The 21,136-nt window shown below is 33.8% G+C and carries 21 protein-coding genes and 1 pseudogene; 13 read left to right on the top strand and 9 right to left on the bottom strand.

Annotation, left to right across the window (positions count from 1 at the left end):
- Positions 1 to 366 precede the first annotated feature (366 nt).
- The 3 genes from SOM12_RS23460 to SOM12_RS23450 all read left to right on the top strand — a co-directional run bounded on the left by SOM12_RS23460 (position 367) and on the right by SOM12_RS23450 (position 3,599).
- The gene (locus tag SOM12_RS23460; protein ID WP_320495773.1) at positions 367 to 1,869 is read left to right on the top strand and encodes a family 43 glycosylhydrolase; all 1,503 of its coding nucleotides are present in this window, start codon (positions 367 to 369) and stop codon (positions 1,867 to 1,869) included.
- A gap of 243 nt (positions 1,870 to 2,112) precedes the next feature.
- Positions 2,113 to 2,340, top strand: coding sequence for a CDGSH iron-sulfur domain-containing protein (locus tag SOM12_RS23455; RefSeq protein ID WP_306153757.1), 228 nt, complete (start codon positions 2,113 to 2,115; stop codon positions 2,338 to 2,340).
- A gap of 131 nt (positions 2,341 to 2,471) precedes the next feature.
- Positions 2,472 to 3,599 (top strand): DinB family protein, encoded by a 1,128-nt coding sequence (locus SOM12_RS23450; protein ID WP_320495770.1) that lies wholly within the window; start codon positions 2,472 to 2,474, stop codon positions 3,597 to 3,599.
- A 34-nt stretch (positions 3,600 to 3,633) separates the two neighbouring features.
- Here the strand turns inward: SOM12_RS23450 and SOM12_RS23445 are convergent, their stop codons facing one another.
- From SOM12_RS23445 to SOM12_RS23435, 3 genes are all read right to left on the bottom strand, one after another.
- A complete protein-coding gene (locus SOM12_RS23445; protein ID WP_320495768.1) occupies positions 3,634 to 4,191 on the bottom strand; it encodes a hypothetical protein in 558 nt (185 codons plus the stop codon).
- Positions 4,192 to 4,413: 222 nt separating this feature from the next.
- Positions 4,414 to 5,157, bottom strand: coding sequence for a hypothetical protein (locus tag SOM12_RS23440; RefSeq protein ID WP_320495766.1), 744 nt, complete (start codon positions 5,155 to 5,157; stop codon positions 4,414 to 4,416).
- A gap of 37 nt (positions 5,158 to 5,194) precedes the next feature.
- Positions 5,195 to 6,097: a PhzF family phenazine biosynthesis protein gene (locus tag SOM12_RS23435; RefSeq protein WP_320495765.1), complete on the bottom strand. Its 903-nt coding sequence runs from the start codon at positions 6,095 to 6,097 to the stop codon at positions 5,195 to 5,197.
- A gap of 288 nt (positions 6,098 to 6,385) precedes the next feature.
- Between SOM12_RS23435 and SOM12_RS23430 the strand changes: the two genes are divergently transcribed.
- Entirely contained in the window at positions 6,386 to 7,885 is a 1,500-nt protein-coding gene (locus SOM12_RS23430) for a patatin-like phospholipase family protein (RefSeq protein WP_320495763.1), read from the top strand.
- A gap of 16 nt (positions 7,886 to 7,901) precedes the next feature.
- On the opposite strand, the gene SOM12_RS23425 is transcribed toward SOM12_RS23430, so the two are convergent.
- From SOM12_RS23425 to SOM12_RS23410, 4 genes are all read right to left on the bottom strand, one after another.
- Entirely contained in the window at positions 7,902 to 8,162 is a 261-nt protein-coding gene (locus SOM12_RS23425; protein WP_250834777.1) for a hypothetical protein, read from the bottom strand.
- Positions 8,163 to 8,193: 31 nt separating this feature from the next.
- Complete coding sequence (locus tag SOM12_RS23420) at positions 8,194 to 8,643, bottom strand: protease complex subunit PrcB family protein (protein ID WP_320495761.1); 450 nt, start codon at positions 8,641 to 8,643, stop codon at positions 8,194 to 8,196.
- Positions 8,644 to 8,830: 187 nt separating this feature from the next.
- Positions 8,831 to 9,253: an SMI1/KNR4 family protein gene (locus tag SOM12_RS23415; protein ID WP_320495760.1), complete on the bottom strand. Its 423-nt coding sequence runs from the start codon at positions 9,251 to 9,253 to the stop codon at positions 8,831 to 8,833.
- A gap of 4 nt (positions 9,254 to 9,257) precedes the next feature.
- Positions 9,258 to 9,761, bottom strand: coding sequence for a hypothetical protein (locus SOM12_RS23410; protein WP_320495759.1), 504 nt, complete (start codon positions 9,759 to 9,761; stop codon positions 9,258 to 9,260).
- A gap of 217 nt (positions 9,762 to 9,978) precedes the next feature.
- On the opposite strand from SOM12_RS23410, the gene SOM12_RS23405 reads away from it, so the two are divergent.
- The 9 genes from SOM12_RS23405 to proC all read left to right on the top strand — a co-directional run bounded on the left by SOM12_RS23405 (position 9,979) and on the right by proC (position 19,418).
- Entirely contained in the window at positions 9,979 to 10,518 is a 540-nt protein-coding gene (locus tag SOM12_RS23405; RefSeq protein WP_095930290.1) for a DMP19 family protein, read from the top strand.
- A 78-nt stretch (positions 10,519 to 10,596) separates the two neighbouring features.
- Positions 10,597 to 11,517, top strand: a complete 921-nt coding sequence (locus tag SOM12_RS23400) for a hypothetical protein (protein WP_320495758.1) — start codon at positions 10,597 to 10,599, stop codon at positions 11,515 to 11,517.
- A 159-nt stretch (positions 11,518 to 11,676) separates the two neighbouring features.
- Complete coding sequence (serS, locus tag SOM12_RS23395) at positions 11,677 to 12,948, top strand: serine--tRNA ligase (RefSeq protein ID WP_095930292.1); 1,272 nt, start codon at positions 11,677 to 11,679, stop codon at positions 12,946 to 12,948.
- An 84-nt stretch (positions 12,949 to 13,032) separates the two neighbouring features.
- Entirely contained in the window at positions 13,033 to 13,866 is an 834-nt protein-coding gene (lgt, locus tag SOM12_RS23390; protein WP_320495756.1) for a prolipoprotein diacylglyceryl transferase, read from the top strand.
- Positions 13,867 to 14,058: 192 nt separating this feature from the next.
- On the top strand, positions 14,059 to 15,840 hold the full coding sequence (locus SOM12_RS23385) for a tetratricopeptide repeat protein (RefSeq protein WP_320495755.1): 1,782 nt from the start codon (positions 14,059 to 14,061) through the stop codon (positions 15,838 to 15,840).
- A 126-nt stretch (positions 15,841 to 15,966) separates the two neighbouring features.
- Positions 15,967 to 16,278: a DUF4286 family protein gene (locus SOM12_RS23380; RefSeq protein ID WP_095930295.1), complete on the top strand. Its 312-nt coding sequence runs from the start codon at positions 15,967 to 15,969 to the stop codon at positions 16,276 to 16,278.
- A gap of 133 nt (positions 16,279 to 16,411) precedes the next feature.
- Positions 16,412 to 17,197: a 16S rRNA (adenine(1518)-N(6)/adenine(1519)-N(6))-dimethyltransferase RsmA gene (gene rsmA, locus SOM12_RS23375; protein WP_095930325.1), complete on the top strand. Its 786-nt coding sequence runs from the start codon at positions 16,412 to 16,414 to the stop codon at positions 17,195 to 17,197.
- Positions 17,181 to 18,530 (top strand): magnesium transporter, encoded by a 1,350-nt coding sequence (gene mgtE / locus SOM12_RS23370; protein ID WP_095930296.1) that lies wholly within the window; start codon positions 17,181 to 17,183, stop codon positions 18,528 to 18,530. Before rsmA ends, mgtE begins: the two co-directional genes overlap by 17 nt.
- A 111-nt stretch (positions 18,531 to 18,641) precedes the next feature.
- Positions 18,642 to 19,418, top strand: a complete 777-nt coding sequence (gene proC, locus SOM12_RS23365; protein ID WP_095930297.1) for a pyrroline-5-carboxylate reductase — start codon at positions 18,642 to 18,644, stop codon at positions 19,416 to 19,418.
- Between the two features lie 80 nt (positions 19,419 to 19,498).
- On the opposite strand, the pseudogene SOM12_RS24165 reads toward proC, so the two are convergent.
- Together SOM12_RS24165 and nhaA are read right to left on the bottom strand one after the other, a co-directional pair.
- Positions 19,499 to 19,759, bottom strand: a pseudogene (locus SOM12_RS24165) (c-type cytochrome); the annotation flags it as partial.
- Positions 19,760 to 19,941: 182 nt separating this feature from the next.
- Complete coding sequence (gene nhaA, locus SOM12_RS23355) at positions 19,942 to 21,081, bottom strand: Na+/H+ antiporter NhaA (RefSeq protein ID WP_320495750.1); 1,140 nt, start codon at positions 21,079 to 21,081, stop codon at positions 19,942 to 19,944.
- Positions 21,082 to 21,136: the final 55 nt, after the last annotated feature.

Raw genomic sequence — 21,136 nt, 5'->3', positions numbered from 1 at the left:
TCGGAGGAACGAACAGTTTACTTTTGCTTCCTTTCTCAATCATAAATCTACTTAAAATTTCAAAAAACAAATCTAAAGGAGGAACGAGAAATCTTCGCGAGTAGCTCGACAAAGATTGACGCTTTTAGGAACGGAGTTACTTGCGAAGATTTCTCGTTCCTCGAAATGACAATATAACCATGAAAAACTTTGCGATTCAGCTCCCGATGACTATTGGGATTGCGAGATTATTTTACTCCGATAAATAAACTGCTTTCCGAGAACTTCGACTTCGCTCAATCTGACAAATGCTTGACAAATCTTCTTTAATCTGTGGTACATTTTACTTATAGTCTTTTTGACTATATTTGAAAAAAATATCAAAACATGAATAAAATATATCTAACCTTTTTAGTGCTGTTTTCGTATTGCGGTTATTCTCAATCACAACCAGAAAAAAGTCTAAAACAAAACCAATATTCTAATCCGATTTTTGCGGGTGATTATCCCGATCCGAGTTTGTTGCGCGACGGAAAAGAGTATTATGTTGTGCATTCTTCATTCGATTATTATCCAGGACTTTTAATTTGGCATTCTACCGATTTAATGAATTGGGAACCGGTAACCAATGCGCTTCACAAATATGTTGGCGCAGTTTGGGCACCCGATTTAATCAAGTACAACAATAAATATTATATCTATTTTCCTGCGAATAATACCAACTTCGTAGTTTCAGCCGATTCTATTAACGGACCTTGGAGTGAACCTGTCGATTTAAAAATCGGAAATATTGATCCTGGACACGTAACAGATGATAAAGGGAATAGATATTTATATTTTAGTAACGGAGGTTATGTGGCTTTATCCAAAGATGGCCTTTCGGTAACAAGCGAATTAAAACATGTTTACGACGGATGGAAAATTCCGCGTGAATGGAGTATTGAATGTTTTTGTATGGAAGGGCCAAAATTATTCAAGCGTGGAGAATATTATTATTTAACGGTTGCCGAAGGTGGAACAGCTGGACCCGCCACAAGTCATATGGTCATTTCGGCAAGATCAAAATCGCCATTAGGTCCCTGGGAAAACTCGCCATATAATCCGATTGTGAGAACCAATAGCAGTTCTGAAACGTGGTGGTCAAAAGGACATAGCACCGTTTTTGAAGATGCAAACGGAAAATGGTGGATGATTTTTCATGGTTACGAAAAGGATTATTACAATTTAGGGCGTCAGACTTTATTGCAGCCGGTTGAATGGACAAAAGACGGCTGGTATAAAATTCCAGATAATATCGAGACCGATAAACCAATTGCAAAACCAGAAGGAAAAACGCTTCCTGAATTTTCTCTGAGTGACAATTTTGGAGGCTCGGCTCTTAAACCGCAATGGAAATTTTATAGTGGAGTAGAAGCTTCAAGATTTAAAGTTGCCAATAACACGTTGACTATTGAAGGAAAAGGCGACGGAGTAGGAAACAGTTCGCCTCTAGTAGTTGTTCCAGGCGGACATTCGTATACAGCTGAAGTTGAAATGGAAATTGAAGGCAACGCAACAGGCGGATTAACGCTTTTTTACGATAATAAATATTACTCCGGAATACTAGCCGATCAAAACAACATTTTGGCAAACTTGAGAGGATGGCAGTTTCCAACAGAAAAAAATACACATAATAGAAAAGTCTTTCTTCGTTTAAAGAATATCAAAAACACAGTAGATATGTTTTACAGTTTAGACGGAAAAGACTGGAAGAAAATCGAAAATTCAGTAGAAGTTTCAGGATACAATCATAATGTCTTAAGCGGATTTTTGGGATTAAGAATCGGTCTTTGTTCTATTGGAAAGGGAAGTGTGAAATTTAAGAATTTTGTTTATAAAACTTTAGAGTAAGTTAAGCTCATCTTTGCGGGACTTCGACTTCGTTCAGTCTGACAAAAGAATAAAAAACTTTTGTGACTCTGCGTCTTTGCGAGATTAGTTCCTCAAAATAAGTTAAAATCTTTGCGAATCTCTGTGTGAAATCTTCGTGTTTCTCTGCGGAATTCCAAATAAAATAGAACCAGTTTAAACTACGTTTCTCGCTTATAAATGAGAATATATTTCGCAATCTTTGCACTCGAAAAAAACAAACTTATGAGCAAGACTAAATTAATCATCAATAAAAATGGGTCAATCAAAATCGAAGGTGATTTTGAAATTATGGATCCAGAAGGAGCACTTTACGGTTTACAAGGAAGATCTGCATTAGGTCTTTGCCGTTGCGGACATTCTGCAAACAAACCATTTTGCGATGGAGCGCATAGAAACAACTTCGAACATGATTCAAAGGCTTTCGATTTGCCACCAATGAAAACGAACTAAGAAGAATTATCTAGTTTTAAATAGTTAAACCGCATTCTGCCAGATGCGGTTTTTTTTATGAAGTTTTTATAAAAGTAAGGTATTACTTAGAAAAACAATATTACATTTACTGCAACATTAATTTCCTAAAAATGAAAAAACTAATAATACCACTACTATTTTTATTTTTTAGCATGAGTCAGGCTCAAACTGTAAAAACAGTTTCTACAGATTGGACCTCTATATCTCAGACCATTGCTGTTCAGACTTCTGTTAAGAAAAAATTTAAAGTTACTGCTTATGTAAAAGTCGAAACTACAGAACCAAAATCATGGGCAGGAGTTTGGGCTCGTGTTGATACCAAAAATGACGAAGATGGTTTTTTTGACAATATGAGAGACAGACCTGTAAAATCTAAAGAATGGAATTCGTACACTGTTGAAGGTACTATCGATAAGAATAGTAAATCTTTAAGCTTTGGAGGTTTATGTCTATTTGATGGGAAGTTTTACTTTGATAAATTTGAACTTTTTATCGAAAATGATAAAGGTGTTTACGAACCTGTGACTGTTTTAAATTCAAGTTTTGAAAGTCCGATAAGTAATGGAGATGTTCCAAAATGGATTCAAGGAATAAGTAACGACGCTATTGTTAAAGTAAAAGAATATAAAATTACTTCGAACAAATCTAGTGTTGATGGAAAAAGCAGTTTGCTTATAGAAGGAAAAGGAATAAAACCAAGATTAGAAGCAAAAATTGGAAATGTAGAAGGAGCATCTCCTAAAATTGCAGATATGATTTCTATGCTTGAAGATTTAAAAGCTCGCGTTGAGAGAACAGTAAAAAACATGAGCCAATATGAAATTGATTATCTTCATGATGCAGAAGCAAACCGAATAGGAGCTTTGGTAATGCATTTGGCTGCAGCCGAAAAATATTATCAGGTTTTTACTTTTGAAAATAGAGATTTTAATGAAGAAGAAAAGAAAATATGGGGTCCAGCATTAGATCTTGATCAGGCAGGAAGAGAAATAAAAGGTCATGATATTCAGTATTATTTGGATATTTATGACCAAGTAAGAGCAAAAACAATTGAAGAATTAAAGAAAAGAGATGATGCTTGGTTTGCAGAAGTGCAAACAAGATACGATTGGACAAACCAATATTGCTGGTTTCACGTTATGGAGCATCAATCGAGTCACTTAGGTCAGATTTTGTTTCTAAAAAAACGAATTCCGCCAGAACAGAAACAAAAATTTGAGCAAGAGCTTAAAAAATAAAATAAAAACCGCATTCTTCCAGATGCGGTTTTTTTTATATAATCTTAATTTTAAAATATTCGTTAATAAATGATAATGCAATCAAGAAAAGAGAACACAATAAAAAGCTTATTAGATTAAACTTCAAACCAAAATGATGCTTTTTAGAACTTTTGTAAATCAAAAAGAAAAGAAAACTACAAACTATAAATGAAATCGTAAGAAGTCCAATACCAAAAGAAAGTCCAAGTCTTCCTTCGTCATTTGGTCCTAATAAATTTGCTAATCCAGCCCAAAAACGCATTACAAGTGTAAAAAGCAAAAAGGGGTATAATTCTTTTTTTGGATATTTATTTAATAGAATATAGGTTACAATTGCTTGCAAAATGGTAAACAAAGGTCCAGCTGCAGTTACGACGTTTCTATTCCATTCGTTTTTATATTCCCCAGAAACTAAATTTACAGAGTTTAAGGATGCTGTCATTTTATTTCCAAGGATTTCTCCCGTACACCAATGTGCTAATTCGTGAAATAATGTGCTAAGAAAAACTACTATTAGGATAATTAAAATATATTTTAAGTCTATTTTATTGTGCGTAACATCTTTAGCCATTAGCTATACAGGTATTTGAATGATTAGTAAACAATTTATTTTTGAGCAGTAAATAAACAAATAATAATTGTAATACTATTCTTTCTACAAGTAAAGTTCGCCTTTCATAGAAACAACTTCGAACACGATTCTAAGGCTTTCGATTTGCTACCAATGAAAACGAACTAAGAAGAGTTATCTAGTTTTAAATAGTTAAACCGCATTCTGCCAGATGCGATTTTTTTATATTCGTTTCAACTGTGGTTTTACCTTTTCAAAAAAAGCTTTGTAATCATTTTTGTTTTCTGGATTTGTTATTCGTGGAAAGCCACAATTCTCAAAACAAATCCTTAAATAATCAATGAAAGTTGTATTATGTTCTTCATACAAAAATTGAGAATCAATACTTTGTTTACTGGTAATTTGTAATGAATATGGAGCACCTCCGCTAATATTGTCTTTGTGGAAATAATCTGGTGAAAGTTCTAGAGAAATAAAACCATCATCTTCATAATATTCTTGAAAAGTTTCGAGGGCATATTCATCTGTAGCTATTGAAACAAGATCATCTAAACTTATAACTTGAATTGGATCTGCACATTCCCAAATAAAATCTTCATTTTTATCATAGTCCCAACCAAAATTACAAGCGCCAACAATTTTATAAAACATTTTTAAAGATAATGGGACAAAGCCAAATGGTTTAACTGATTCATCAAGTTCTTTCAGTAAAGAATCTGTGTTTGGTAGAGGATTCACTAAAGGACGATCAAAGTTGAATTGAAATTCAGTCTTAAAAAGATAATCAATGTTGACTAATTCTTTGTAAATAATGTTGAGATTATAAGCAACTCTCTCAAAGGTTTCTGTTAATACTTGCTCAATGTCATTAATATTATTAGATAGAAAAGCGTCTTTCCCTAGTTTAGAAATATCATCATAAACTTCTTTTGTTTCTCCATTTAAATATCTTTGATAAAATGTCATATTTGATATATTTTGTAGTTTTAAAACTACAAATATATTAAGTATAAAGTTCCCCTTTCATAGTAATAATCGAAGAACCGCCCACAAGAATATCTTCGTCACGATTCATGACTTCAATCATTGAGGGCTGCTTTAATTTAACTCCTTGAAGAATTTTATACTCTTTATCTGGTTTAGTAAATTTCTTTTGCGTTAAAAAACCAATTAAAGGGCCAGCGGCTGTTCCTGTTGCAGGGTCTTCATTTATTCCGATTATCGGATTAAAAAATCTTGTTTCGACTATATGATCCTGACCTTCTTCTGCTGGAGCGAAACAATAAAAGCCTTCAAAATTATATTCTTTTGAGATCTGAATTAAAAGCTGGTTGTCTGGAACAAAGCTGTTCAATATCTGACTGTTTTTTATAGGAACCATTGTATGCGCAACTTCTGTTTTAACTATTGTTGGAACAAAAGAATTTACATCCAAATCTTCAATCTTTAAGCCCAGTGCCACCGCAATTCTATAAGTTGGAATTTCGCTTTTTATAACTGCCGATTTTTGATGCATTTGAACAACTGGTGAAAAATTATCCAAATCGAAACTTACTGATACTGGAATTGCCGAATGGTTCATAATTACAAACGGTTCGCTTTCATTTTGCTCCTCAAAAATGGGAATTCCTTTTAGAAGAGCTCCGCAGACTGCGCCCAATAAATTATGGCCAGCACCATCGATTTCAATTCCGGTTGGCGTAAACGAACGAACAACAAGTGCTTTTTCTCTTGTAGAATAATAGACAAATGAGGTTTCAGAATAGCGAAATTCTCTAGAGATATCCTGATAAGTTTCTAATTTTAAATTTCCATCTGTAAAAACAACCGAAAGTGGATTTCCTTTGTAGCTTTCGTTTGAGAATACGTCTAAAACGTAATATTCTAATGCTTTTCTTCCGCTCATATTTTCCTATTTTGAATCTAAACCGATTCTTAATGGAATAAAATTACGGTTTATTCTTGTATTTCATAGACACGTTTCGTTTTTCATGGTTATTTTAGCATTACTTTTTGATTAATAATTTGCTTTCGAGATCAAAAAAAAAAGGAGAAAAGTTAAAAAAATACTAGGCAAGGATTTCATTTTGAATTAATTCAGTTAATTTTAAACCTTCAAAATAATGTTGTCGTTTTTATGATGTTTAAAAAGCTTTCGATAGGATTCTTTTTTCTTTTTCTAATAAATGAAGGGATGGCTCAAAATAAGATTAATCTTTTTTCTGAGATTAACTACAATTCTATTCCTGCAGTCAATTTAAATGAATACAAATCGGTTCAAGATCGCGACAACCGAATCCAAAATCCTAATATTGCTTTGGGAGTTGCTATTTCTGGCGGCGGATCTAGAGCGCAGTTTTTTAGCATGGGTATTCTTTTGGGATTGGAAGAAATTCAAGAAGACAATTCGAGTCGTAACTTTCTAAATGAAATCGATTATTTTTCGACTGTTTCTGGCGGATGTTATTCAGCAGCATATTATTTGACAATTCTGAAAAATAGATTGCAATATGATAATTGCTCCTTCAACGAATTTTATTTTTCAAAAGCCGATGCTTTCAAATCGGATGTCAATAAATCGGCTACTATTTTTTCTCTTTTAAATAATGGCAGAAACGAAAAAGGAGAAAAAGTCTCGATGGCGCAGCGTCTTGATCTGGAGGTTTTGCAATACGATAGCGCCAATCCAGAAAATCAGAATAAGTTTAAGACTCAAATGCTTTTGTCGGATTTCTTTATTCCGAAAGACAGCAAACTCAATCCGCAGTTGCCCATTATGGTGGCTAATGGAACGGCTTATAATAATGGAGAACGCTTTCCGTTTATGCCGCATATTATTCGAGCCTTAAAAATCAATTCGTCTTTGGCTCCAAATAAAGCTTCGCTTTCGCTTGACGAAAATCATATTAATAATGGGTACGATTTTCCTCTGACTTATGCGATTACGGCTAGTTCGGCTTTTCCTGGAGTTCTTCCTAAAACGAAATTCGGAATCAAAAATCAAGATAAAATTTTATGTGTGATTGATGGTGGCGCTTCGGATAATATGGGGTACGAAACTTTGATAGAACTGCTTCACAATGATTCTAAAGTAAAAGACAAAAACAAAAAAGCACTTTTTATCGATTGTTTAGGACAAGGAAAGAAGGCGCCTTTTATAAACGATGGTAAAATCGGATTGCTTTCTTTGCTGGAAACCGCTTCTTTATATACGGTTCAAACCAGATATATGACTTTTGAGAAAGATGTCGAAAATGTGCTGGAAAAATATAAAATTCCAACTTCAAATTATCAAGTTATTGGTTTTACGACTTTGCGTGATTATTTACTAACCTTAAAAAAAGATCAAGCTTATGAAGATTTAGTCGCACAATTGAAAGAAACCGACGATGACGCCGGAAATTGGCTGAAACTTCATGATAGTTTTAAATCAGAATTGATTGCAAAATTTGGTGTAGATAGTTTTAAGAAAGATAAATACGGCGAACCTATTCTTTCTAGCTTGGATAAGGAAAAATTTAAAGATTTTGATGCAGGCAAACTTTTAATGCTTTATGAATATGCTTCGCATGTTGAAACCAAACTAAAAACAACTCCAGAAGAAAAAGAAATGTTATTGCTATCTGGACGTTTTGCAGCGTATTTAAAAACCAATGAATTGAAAGATTTACTGGTAGAGAATAAGGGAATTTAGTCTGAATTTGAAGCGTTTATTTTCTTTCTCCTTTTTGATCGACAACGTATACTGTCTCAGATTTATGATTGCGAATAAAAAATTCGATGTTTGAATTTTTAGAAATGCCTTCTTCTGTAAATGCTTTCGCTAATTCTAGATTTTCAAATATGGAGTAAACTTCAAGAATGTCTTCTCCTGAGTTATAATATTGATTGTTTTTCTTTAATATTATTCCAGTAGTATATTCTGCTTGTCCAACAGCAAATTGATTTTCTTTTATTTTTGGAGTATCCATTAAAGACTTTAAAAGTTCTGAGAATTAAAGATTATTGCTCAAAAATAACCTTTTTGTCTGTTTTATCTGTTTTGATAATGTCGTAAGGTCTTGATAGTTTTAAAGTGCTATTGCCACTTTTTAGCCTTTCTACTTTTACAATTATGGTATTTCGATTTTCGGTAATTTCAACAATATCGATCGAATGTCCTTCTGTGTTTTGAGTTTTATCTATAACAGCAATAAGTTGATATTTGCTAAAATCAATATTAATTTCTTTAAAATCTTTAGACAAATTGGTAGAAACATTCATTTCTGCAATTAATTTATCCCAAGCTTTTTGGTCTTTAATAATCAAATGTATTGGCGCAAGACTTTCATCATTAGGAAAAGAATCTCCTTTAGCAATTAACGAATATTGCACATCAGAATTAGGCAAATCATCGTTCTCGCAACTCGTTAAAGCTAGCAATATGCTAAATATTAGGATAATCCTTTTCATGGTTTTGGTTTTGGTTGCAAAGACTTTTTGTATTAAGCCTTCTCTATATAAACAGATGCATTTATGTTCAAATAGTTGCGTAAAAGGTGTTTAGTTTTATCTGCATCTTTTATTAGATAAAGATAACGCTAATTTTGAAGAAAGATTGTGCTCAATAGTAAATAAATATGATGCAAAAGGTTTTATTTTACTTCATACCGTTCTCATCTATTAGCATTTGTTCTCTTATATAAGTTTGAAACGACTTATTTGTGTAATAAAGTTCTCCGCTTTCATGACAAAATTCAACGACTTTGCCATTATTCCGATCCAAGTCAAAACCAGAAAAATCGCCAGAGAAATTGTCTCCGAAAAACCAAATGTTTGATTTCAATTCGTAGTGATCTTCCAAACCCAAGTCTTCTAAATTAAATAATGAAGAAGCAATATTAAATTGAAAATCTCTAAAACTTCCGAAACCAATTTCTTGTAAATAAACAATATAATCTTCGGGTAGTTTTGGGAATTCTGAAAGAAGATCTTTAATTTGATTTGCAGTTAAGGTTGTTCTGCTATTGTTATTTTCGACCTTTTTGAGGAATTCTTTTTCTAAATTGTAGTTTGTAGGCATCGTTTTATTCGTCAAGTTCTTTCCAGCAAATATCTATTTCGCGTTGTACTTCATTTTTCAATTTTGGTAATTCGTTGGTAATCCAATCTTGGCTTTCTTTGCTGAGGTAGTTTTGATTCTCGTTGAGTTTGTACTTCATAGCGCCATTAATGATGTCTATCATTTCTTCGACTTCAGATGTGCCGTTTGCAAAGTTTGGACCTATTAAATATTTTAAAATTTCTTTTTCGGACATAGGTTTGTAATACAAAATATGACTGACTAAAGGAAAATAGAAGTGAAAATTATTAGTGGTGTTAGAAGCAAATTGAATTTTATGTAATGCTGTTATTAAAGAGTCTGATTCTGAATCTGTAGTTTGAAAATTTAACTTTTTTAAAAGATCGAAACAAATTTTGGAGTGAGGCAGTATTTTTCCAACTTCTTCCAGATAAGTAAATGTTTTTTCAAAATTAGTAGCGTCATCATTTCCAAAAGAACTAATAAGAGAGGACATTTTCTTTTTCATTTTAAATCTATATACTAGCTTAAACAATACATTTTTGAGATGTATTTATTTGGAAGTTTTTAATTGGCAGAAGAGTTTCAGATAATGCTAAAATACAGTTTTTTTATTTAGGGATGACAAAATTAAAGCTCGATGAGCTAGGAAACATGCAAAAAAATGTAATTTATATTATTATTTCTCCCAACTTTGCATCACAATCTTTTAAACAAAAACTCAAATGGAATTCGGTAAAATCATAATTTCAGAAACTGCAGCGAATAGTGAAAATCCGCAAGACGTTGTCAATTCGAATATTTCAGTAATCAATTTAATGCGTGAAGAAAAGATAGACGACGACTTGATTCACGAAGATGCTTTAATGAGTTATTATTTAGATTTTTACGCTTCAAAGTATGCGGAAGGAAATTTCTCGAAGTTCGTGTATGATTCTGGATGGAATAAAGAATTGAACGAATTAATTGAAGAAGGTTTAGCTTTAATTGGCGCAGAAAAGCATTTGGAATTGTTTAAAGAGCAATGCCGCAAGCTGCGTTTGCAGAGTACAATCAAATTAGGGAAATTTCTAAAAGAGAAATACGATGCTCCAAACGCTTTCAAAGATTTGCTAAACAACAATGCTTATTTTGAATTGGATGAAAATTTGGCCGAATTGAATGCTGCATTCTTAAAATCGCATCCCGATACAGAAGTGCTTTCGGTAGAAGAAATGTTTGCTACACTAGAAGAGTTTATAGGACACGAAATTAAGAGAGATTAAGTTTTTGTTTTTTTTGCTTTGGTTTGTAAGAAAATTATATATTTGGAATGCCCTAAAATTTCTAACAAATCGAAACCTATGAAAAAAATGATTCTTTTAAGCAGCGTTTTGATGTTTTTGTTTTCCTGCGGGAAAAATGAAAAGGTTCCAAACGATGCCGAAGTTCAGTATCAGGAACTGCTTTCGGAAACACAAGCACATCTTGCTCTTAATAAAAAACCAATAAAAAAACTCATTTTTAAAAATCTGGATGAGATCGAAGATTCTAAAGAAATGAATCTGCAGCTACTTTCCATAGTGGCATCAAACTTAAAAATCAAATATTCAGATATTAAAATTGCCGAATCAAGTTCTATCGATTACGATAATCAAACCACTTTTTTTGTTCTGACAACTGTTGCGCACGATAAAAAAGTATTGAAATCTCGAGATGACGAAGAAATGGGAAATTATTTCCAACGTAAATACTTGTTTGTAAATCGGGAAGATGGAAGCATAATTGCCGAAGAATTTGATGAAAATCTAGGTTATTACGATAATGAAGCCATTCAGTTTTCAAAATCGCATATTTTGAAAGATCTGTTTTTTTTAAACGAAAATACTCCCGCAATTGCCTTTTATACAGAAGCGAGTGCAAGCAGTAGAATTGTTTTGTATTCGGAGAAGAAGTTTACACTGATTACTTTGGCTGACAATGAAATTAAAAAGGTTTTATACGAATATCCAATTCGATTAACGAATGGCGATTCTAACGGAAGCGGAACTTTTCAAGTAGAAACTTTAGAAACCGGCATGAGCTTTTCGGATCATAAAACAAACGGTTATTTTGATTTGATCATAACCAAAAATTTTTCTTATGAAGAAGCGTTCGAAAGTGATGCTGAAAACGGAATTGAAGAAAAAAGTGATTTGAAAATTAAAAAAGAATTAGAAAAAATCAAGTATAACGGCAGAGAATACGCTTTTCATAGAGACGACAGGCATCGTTTTCTGGAGTAAAATTCGAAAAAAGCGAAATAACATCAAGGGCACTTTTATAGTGCTTTTGCTGTTTATAGGAGATTTCGGTTTTACTGCAAAACTTTGACCTATTGTTAACAAACATTTCCTTAAATTTGCTTCCGTTATAAAAAATACAATAGTTATAAAAATCAAGCTATGTTACAAATTGCATTTATTAGAGAAAATCAAGAGAAAGTAATCAAAGCTTTAGCAAAACGAAATATCGATGCTAAAAGCGTTGTTGAAGAGGTGGTTCAATTAGACGAAAATCGTCGTGCTGCACAGGTGGAATTAGACAATACTTTATCAGAATCTAATAAATTGTCCAAAGATATTGGTGAATTGATGAAAGCTGGAGAGAAAGCGAAAGCCGCAATCTTAAAAGAAAAAACAGTTTCGCTAAAAGAAAAAAGCAAAGAACTGAGCGAAAAAGCAGAAGCTTTGGCTGTTGAGTTGACGAATAAATTATACACATTACCAAACCTTCCAGCAGATATTGTTCCAGAAGGAAAAACGCCAGATGATAATTTGAATGTTTTCCAAGAAGGAGATATTCCGACTTTGCATGAAGGCGCACAGCCACACTGGGAATTGGTAAAGAAATACGATATCATCGATTTTGAATTGGGTGTAAAAATTACTGGGGCAGGATTTCCTGTTTATAAAGGGAAAGGAGCAAAGCTTCAACGTGCTTTGATTAACTATTTCTTAGACAAAAATACTGCTGCAGGATATAACGAAGTTCAGGTTCCGCATTTGGTAAACGAAGCTTCAGGTTTTGGAACTGGACAATTACCAGACAAAGAAGGACAAATGTATCATTCTACAATTGATGATTTATATTTGATTCCAACTGCTGAGGTTCCAGTTACGAATTTGTTCCGCGATGTTATTTTAAACGAAAGCGAATTGCCAGTTTTGCATACGGCCTATACACCATGTTTCCGTCGTGAAGCAGGTTCTTACGGAGCACACGTTCGCGGTTTAAACCGTTTGCACCAATTTGATAAAGTTGAAATTGTGCGTGTTGAGCATCCTGATAATTCTTACGCAGCATTAGATGGAATGGTAGAACATGTAAAAGACATTTTAAAAGAATTAAAATTACCTTACAGAGTTTTACGTCTTTGCGGTGGCGATATGGGATTCACATCTGCTTTGACTTACGATTTTGAAGTGTTTTCTACAGCACAAGACCGCTGGTTAGAAATCAGTTCTGTTTCTAACTTTGAAACTTTCCAGGCAAATCGTTTGAAATTACGTTTTAAAGACAAAGACGGAAAAAATCAATTGGCGCATACACTTAACGGAAGTTCATTAGCGCTTCCTAGAGTTTTGGCAGGAATTATAGAAAATTACCAAACTCCAGAAGGAATCGTAATCCCAGAAGTTTTACGTCCTTACTGCGGATTTGATATTATAAACTAAAAAAAGATAGTTTTTAAGATACAAACCTAACAGGTTTTAAAACCTGTTAGGTTTTCTTAATTTATAGAAATTAAAAAACGGAGCATGATGAATGGAATTTTAAACTGGAACGTAGATCCTGTTATTTTCTGGATTACAGATAGTTTTCCTTTAAAATATTACGGAGCTCTTTTTGCCTGCGGAATTCTTTTAGGTTTCTACATTGTTAGAAATATTTATAAGAAAGAAAATCTTTCGCTAGATAATCTCGATACTTTATTGATTTATGTAATTGTCGGAACCGTTTTAGGTGCTAGACTTGGACATTGTTTCTTTTACGAACCGGAGTATTTCTTGAAACATCCGATAGAAATTCTTTTACCGATTCAGAAAATTAAAGGAGTTTATCAATTTGTGGGTTACCAAGGTTTGGCAAGTCACGGAGGATCAATTGGGGTTATAACGGCAATGATTTTGTACTGCCGAAAATATAAAGTTCAGTTTTTAGGACTTTTAGATAAAATGGCAGTTGCAGTTCCTGTAACGGGTACTTTTATCAGAATGGGGAATTTTATGAATTCTGAAATCTATGGAAAACCAACCAACGGAAATTGGGGGGTTGTTTTTCAAAAAGACGATTTAATTCCTCGACATCCAACACAATTATATGAAGCTTTTGCTTATTTGTTGATTTTTGGAATTCTGTTTTATATGTACAAATCAGAAAAAATCAGAAGTGCACAAGGATTAATCTTTGGAACTTTCTTAACTTTATTATTTACAGCTCGTTTTATAATTGAATTTTTCAAGGAAAATCAAGAAGCTTTTGAAAACAATATGCTAATTAATATGGGTCAGATTTTAAGTGTCCCATTTATTTTAATTGGTTTAGGATTGATTTTTTGGAAAACTAAGAAAGTCTCAGTTTACAGTAACTAGAAAAGTCTCAGTTTACAGTAACTAGAAAAGTCTCAGTTTACAGTAACTAGAAAAGTCTCAGTTTACAGTTACTAAAAACTAAAAAAGTCTCAGTTTGCTGTTGAAGTATGATCGAAAACTGCGATTGCGACTGCAACTAAAAACTGCGACTGAAAACTAAAAAAAGGCTGAAAACTAAATAAAAAAGGCAGTATGAAAAACATATTGATTGGAATCGTTTTATTATGTTCTGGTTTGGCGTTTGGTCAAAACGAGCAGCTGGCGCAATATTATTACGATAAAGGTGATTTTGATAAAGCTAAGATCAGTTATGAAGAGCTTTTAAGAAGTGCGCCATCCAATACGCAGTATTTTTTACGAACTGTAGATTGCTATCAGCAATTACAGCAGTTTGCCAATGCCGAAAAAGCTATTCAAGAGCGTTACAATCGTTACAAACAAGGTGTTTTCTTGGTTGAATTAGGATATAATTTTCAGTTGCAGAAAAACGATTCGAAAGCTAAAAATTACTACGAACAGGCAATCGAAAAAATAAAGGTAAATCCAAACGATGTGTATGGAGTTGCGAGTTCGTTTGAGAAAAAAGTATTATTAGAATATGCTTTAAAAGCGTATCAGACTGCAATGCAGATTCAGCCAAACTTCAATTTCAATTTTCAGATCGGAATGTTGTATGGACAGTTAGGTAAAACCGATTTGATGATAGATTTGTTATTGACAGAATCTTTTACAAATCCGCAGAATACCAATTTGATTCAGACGCAACTGTCGCGATTCATGAATGGCGAAACTGATAATACGGCTTTTAAAGATGCAATGCGAAAAGCCTTAATTTTGAAAACCCAGAAAGATCAGGACGTTTTTTGGAATCATTATTTGAGCTGGTTTTATGTGCAGCAAAAAGAATTCGGAAAAGCCTTTATTCAGGAAAAAGCCATTTACAAACGCGAACCAGAATCGTTGATGAGTATCGTCAATTTGAGTCAGTTTGCAATGAATGAAGGAGACACCGATACGGCTGAGGAAATTCTGAATTTTATTCTTCAAAACACAAAAGATCGTGATTTACTGATTCAGTGTAATGCCTATTTAATGCAAATCAAGATTGATAAAGCGCAGGAAAAAGATTATCCAGCCATCAATCAAGAATTGCAGCAATTATTGGCAATTTACGAAATCAGGCCTTTTACCTTATCTTTGCAAATCATTCAAGCCCATTTTCTGGCCTTTAATTTGAAAAAGACAGAAGAAGGAAAGGCAGTTGTCAAAAAAGCTTTAGAATTAAATTTAAATGAATATCAAAAAGCCGATGCCAAAATGGAGCTGGCAGATATTCTGCTTTTAGAAGAAAAGTACAATCAGGCACTTATTTACTATTCGCAGATTCAATTGGATTTAAAGAATGATGTAATGGCGCACGAAGCGAGTTTGAAAGCTGCTAAAACCAGTTATTATAAAGGCGATTTCGAATGGGCGAATAAACAGTTTAAAGAATTAAAAGCAGCCAATACGCAGTTAATCGCCAACGATGCTTTAGAATATTTTCTTTTAATTAATGATAATACCGCAGCAGATTCGACTCAAGTGGCGCTGAAACAATTTGCAAAAGGAGATTTTTTAATTTATCAGAATAAAAAACAAGAAGCGATTGCACAGTTTCAGAATATTTTAAAAACCTATAAAGGTCAGGAAATAGAAGCCGTAACATTATTGCGTTTAGGAAAAGTTTACGAAAGCCAGAAAGATTTTGCTTCGGCTTTAAGTCAATACCAGCAGATTATAGACAATCACAGCGACGGAATTTATGTTGATGAAGCGCTATTTTTCTCAGCCGAAATTTACAACGACGAACTAAAAGATCCAGAAAAGGCAAAGCCTTTATATGAAAAGGTAATTTTTAATCATCAAGACAGTATTTACTTTGTCGATGCTAGAAAAAAATACCGCGAGTTAAGAGGGGATAAGAATTTATAATTTTCAATATTTTAAATTCCAAATTCCAAGAATAAAAATTAGTAAAATGATGATTTGAAAAGATTTAAGAGGCAAGAGGAAAAACTCAGAACCTTAGAATCTAAGCATCTCAGAACCTTAGAAAAAATGATTATTTACAACGTTACCACAAACATACACGAAAGCGTTCATGACCAATGGTTAAAATGGATGCAAGAAAAGCACATACCAGAAATTCTGGCTACTAATAAATTCTCTTCGGCGCGAATTGTAAAAGTTTTGGTTGAAGAAGAAATGGGCGGAATTACGTATTCTGTGCAATACATAACAGACAGCAAGGAAACTTTAGAGAAGTTCTATATCGAAGACGAACCTGAGTTTCATAGAGAAGCATTAGGTTTATTTGCAGATAAAATGCTTTCTTTTAGAACAGAATTAGAGGTTGTTTCTGAGCATTAATATTTAATGTTCAGTTTTCAGTAATTAGTTTTCAGTCAAAAGAAATTAAATCTTTGTGTCTTTGTCCCGATAGCTATCGGGATTGTGGCAAAAAAAGAATACTTTTGCAGCCTCGTGGCAAACAAGAAATGAAATGGAAAAAGTAAAAGCCAAAAAACATTTAGGACAGCACTTTCTTAAAGACGAAAGCGTAGCAAAAGCTATTGCAGACACTTTAAGTCTGAAAGGGTATGATGAGGTTTTAGAAATAGGACCAGGAATGGGTGTGCTTACTAAGTATTTGCTTGAAAAGCCAATTACTACACATGTTATAGAAATCGATACCGAATCTGTAGCGTATTTGGATGCACATTATCCAAAATTAAAAGACAAGATTATTTCTCAGGATTTCCTGAAATATAATATAAATGAAGTTTACCAAGACAAACAGTTTGCCATAATTGGAAACTTTCCGTACAATATTTCTTCTCAGATTGTTTTTAGGACATTAGATCTTAAACATCAGATTCCTGAATTTTCAGGAATGTTCCAGAAAGAAGTAGCCGAGCGCATCTGCGAAAAGAAAGGCTCGAAAACCTATGGAATACTATCCGTTTTAGCCCAGGCTTTCTATACTACAGAGTATCTGTTTACGGTTGATGAAAACGTTTTTATTCCTCCGCCCAAGGTGAAATCGGGTGTGATGAGAATGACCCGAAAGGAAGATTACAGTCTTCCTTGCAGCGAAAAGTTATTTTTTACAGTTGTAAAAACCGCTTTTCAGCAGAGACGAAAAACATTACGTAACAGTTTGAAAACATTAAATTTATCAGACCATTTGCGAGAAGACACTATCTTTGATAAACGTCCGGAGCAGCTTAGCGTCGATGAATTTATTGAACTAACTCTAAAAATAGAAACCGATGGAGTTCAAAGTTAGTAAAGAATTTATACACCAGCTTGAGGAGCTGATCAATAAGAAAAACGACAGTGAACTGGAAGTTTTACTTAATGATCTGCACCACGCTGATATTGCCGAAATTTTAGACGAATTAGATTTCGACGAGGCAACTTATATCTTTAAGGTTTTAGATAGTGATAAAACAGCCGAGATTCTTCTGGAATTGGAAGAGGATCTGCGTGAAAATATCTTAAGCCGACTTTCACCAAAGGAAATCGCAGAAGAACTTGACGAGCTTGAAACCAACGACGCTGCCGATATTATCGCAGAACTTTCGCAGGAAATCAAAGCAGAAGTAATCTCTGAAATATTAGATGTTGAACACGCCAAAGATATTGTTGATCTTTTGCGTTACGACGAAAACACTGCAGGTGGTTTGATGGGTAAAGAGCTTGTAAAAGTGAATGAAAATTGGAACGTTTTGACCTGCGTTAAAGAAATGAGAATTCAGGCTGAAAATGTATCTCGAGTACATTCTATTTACGTAGTCGATGATGAAAACCGTTTAAAAGGAAGATTATCTCTTAAAGATTTACTGACTTCTTCTACCAAAACTCAGATTGGTGAAGTCTATATCCGAAAATTAAATTTTGTAAATGTTGATACAGAAGACGTAGAGGTCGCTCGTATTATGCAGAAATACGACTTAGAGGCAATTCCGGTTGTTGACGAATTAGGTCGTTTGGTGGGAAGAATTACTATTGACGATATCGTAGACGTAATCAAGGAAGAAGCCGATAAAGATTACCAGTTAGCTGCCGGTATTACGCAAGACGTTGAATCGAATGACAGCGTTTACGAATTAACCAAAGCGCGTCTGCCTTGGCTTTTAATCGGGATGGTGATCGAAATTGTAGCGTCTTTTGTTTTAAAAGGCAATGAAGCAACGTTTCAGAAATATTCTACACTAATTATTTTTGTTCCTTTGCTTTCGGCAACTGCTGGAAATATCGGAGTTCAGGCTTCGGCAATCGTGGTGCAAGGTTTGGCAAACGGAACGCTTAAAGATTTCAGCCGTGCTTATTTTACTAAAGAAATTACCGTTTCAATGATTTCCGGAAGTATCATTTCGTTTCTTTTGTTATGCTATCATTCTATCATGTATCAGCAGTATTTAGTAGGATTTGCGATTTCAATTTCAATGATTGTTGTGATTTTGTTTGCGGCGACTTTAGGAACTTTGGTCCCTCTTTTCTTAAATAAAAATAAAATTGATCCCGCAATTGCGACTGGTCCGTTTATCACAACGACCAACGACGTATTCGGAATTATGCTCTACTTTGGAGTAGCAAACTTAATTCTTGGATTTTAGATTTTTGCCACAAATTAGTAGATTACAGTGATTTATGATCTCTAAAATCTACGTAATTTACAGGCGGAAAAAACGCTGTTTATCAGCTACAAATAATTAAAGCCAACCAGAATGAAAGTACACATTATTGGAGGAGGAAACCTTGGGGTTTCTATTGCCTTGGGAATTGCTAAATTCTCGAAAAACAACCAAGTTACTGTCACAAGAAGGAACATAGCAAGCATTCAATATTTATCTGAATATGGAATTGCTGTTTCTAACGATAATAAACACAACATCCAAGAAGCCGATGTTGTAATTCTAACTATAAAACCGTATCAGGTAGATACTGTTTTGGCCGAAATTTTGCCCGTTATTCAAAACAAAACAATTGCTTCAGCAGTAAGCGGATTGTCTTTGGATGTGCTTCAAACCAAAACAAACTACGAATATCCAGTTGTTCGCATTATGCCAAATATTGCAGCACAGTTTGGAGAGTCGGCAACTTGTATTTCTTTCCCAGAAAAATATGCAGCAAACGCTTCGCCAATTGTTGATTTATTCCAAGATTTAGGAACTGCTCCTGTAATCGACGAAAAATTGATGGATGCGGCAACCGTTTTAGGTGCTTGTGGAACTGCGTATGCATTGCGTTATATTCGCGCGTCTATGCAGGCAGGAATCGAAATTGGTTTTGATTCTAATACCGCTTTAGCAATTGCGGCGCAAACCGTTAAAGGAGCGGCAAAAATGCTTTTAGAAGAACGAGTACACCCAGAACAATTAATCGACCGTGTAACAACACCGCAAGGTTGTACAATTGTGGGTTTAAATGAAATGGAGCATAATGGTTTCAGTTCATCATTAATAAAAGGAATCAAGACTTCTTTGAAACAAATTAAAGGTTAGGTTTTTAAAGAAATTCCAAATATTAAAAATCCCAAATTCCAATTTTCAAACTGGACTTTGGGATTTTTTTGTTTTGAAGTTCAATATCGTACTCTTGAACAATAATCAATTAAGTCAGAAAGATTTTCTTCATTGAGAACATCTTTAAATGTCATTCTGTGATAATCAATTCCAAACTTTTTAATTTTCAAACTGTCAATTTTATGGTTTTTCCTTAACATCCATTCGACAAAAACCAACGAGTCTAAATTTCTAAGTGCAGGTCCTGTACTCTTGGCGTCTAGTTTGTGACAAGCTGCACAATTGGAATTAAAAATCTCTTTTCCTTTGTAAGCATCTCCTGTTAATTCAAAAGCTTGAGTTCCGCAAAACGAAACGGGTATTTGAGGATTTAAGTTAGGGTTTGGTGGATTATATTTTATTTGATAAATAATAATACCAACAAGGAATATTATTAGTGATATTGATATCGCAAGTATTTGCCTAATTCTTTTCATTTAGCAAGCGTAAGGAAATTGGAATTTTATTTCAATCTATTTAGCGTGTATTTCAAATAAACAAATCCCATAAGTCCCGCTAAGAAAGAAGCAATTAGAATCGCTATTTTAGAAAAAACAATAATTTCAGGATTTTTAAAAGCAAGAACGGTAATGAAAATCGACATTGTAAAACCAATTCCGCCGAGCATTCCTGCACCTAAGATATGTGCCCATTTTAAATTTTTCGGCAAAGTGCACAAACCTGCAGTTACACCAACAGAAGAGAAAAGTAAAATTCCAAGTGGTTTTCCGACTACTAGTCCGAGAATGATTCCGTAAGTGTTGGCATGATTTAAGCCTTCGTGCCAGTTTTCGGTAATTGGTAAAGCAGTATTGGCAATTGCAAACAAAGGTAAAATGAAAAAAGCAACAGGCTGGTGTAAAAAATGCTGTAACCTGTATGAAGATGTTTTCTCGCCACCATCTCCAAACGGAATAACAAATGCTAAAATTACACCCGTTATTGTGGCATGAACTCCAGAATTAAGCATAAAATACCACATTATGACTCCGCCAATGAGATACGGAATGAGATTGTGAATTTTCATTCGGTTTAAAACAAAAAGAAGACACCAAATTCCAAGTGCAATTCCGAGGTTTAAAAATGAAATCGAAGTGGTATAAAAAATCGCAATCACGATAATGGCACCCAAATCATCAATGACGGCCAAAGCCGTTAAAAATACTTTTAAAGAAGCAGGAACTTTGTTTCCTAGAAGCGATAAAATTCCGATAGCAAAAGCAATATCGGTCGCCATCGGAATTCCAGCTCCGTTTTGTGTAGTTGTTCCGTAATTTAAAACCAAAAAGATTGCGGCAGGAACCAGCATTCCGCCAAAAGCAGCCATTATAGGCAATGAAGCATTCTTAATATTGGATAATTCACCATGATAAATCTCGCGTTCCAGTTCCAAACCGATCAAAAGGAAGAAGATGGTCATCAATCCGTCATTAATCCAATCGGTTACAGAATGTCCTGAAAATTCTTTTTCCCAAAAAGAAACATACGGAATTTGAATCGAAGAGTTAGCGAGAAAAAGAGATAAAATCGTGACCACGAGCAAGATAATTCCTCCCGATTTTTCGTTTTCAAAAAAGGCTTTAAAAGTCTTGGTTAATTTCATTGGGAAGATTTTCTGAAGATTTATATGATGGATTGCAAAATCCTTATTCTTTCAA

The sequence above is a fragment of the Flavobacterium sp. CFBP9031 genome (genome assembly GCF_034044945.1).
Classification (GTDB): domain Bacteria; phylum Bacteroidota; class Bacteroidia; order Flavobacteriales; family Flavobacteriaceae; genus Flavobacterium.
The sequence above is the reverse complement of the archived record's forward strand: the minus strand, read 5'-3'. Positions and strand labels throughout refer to the sequence as shown.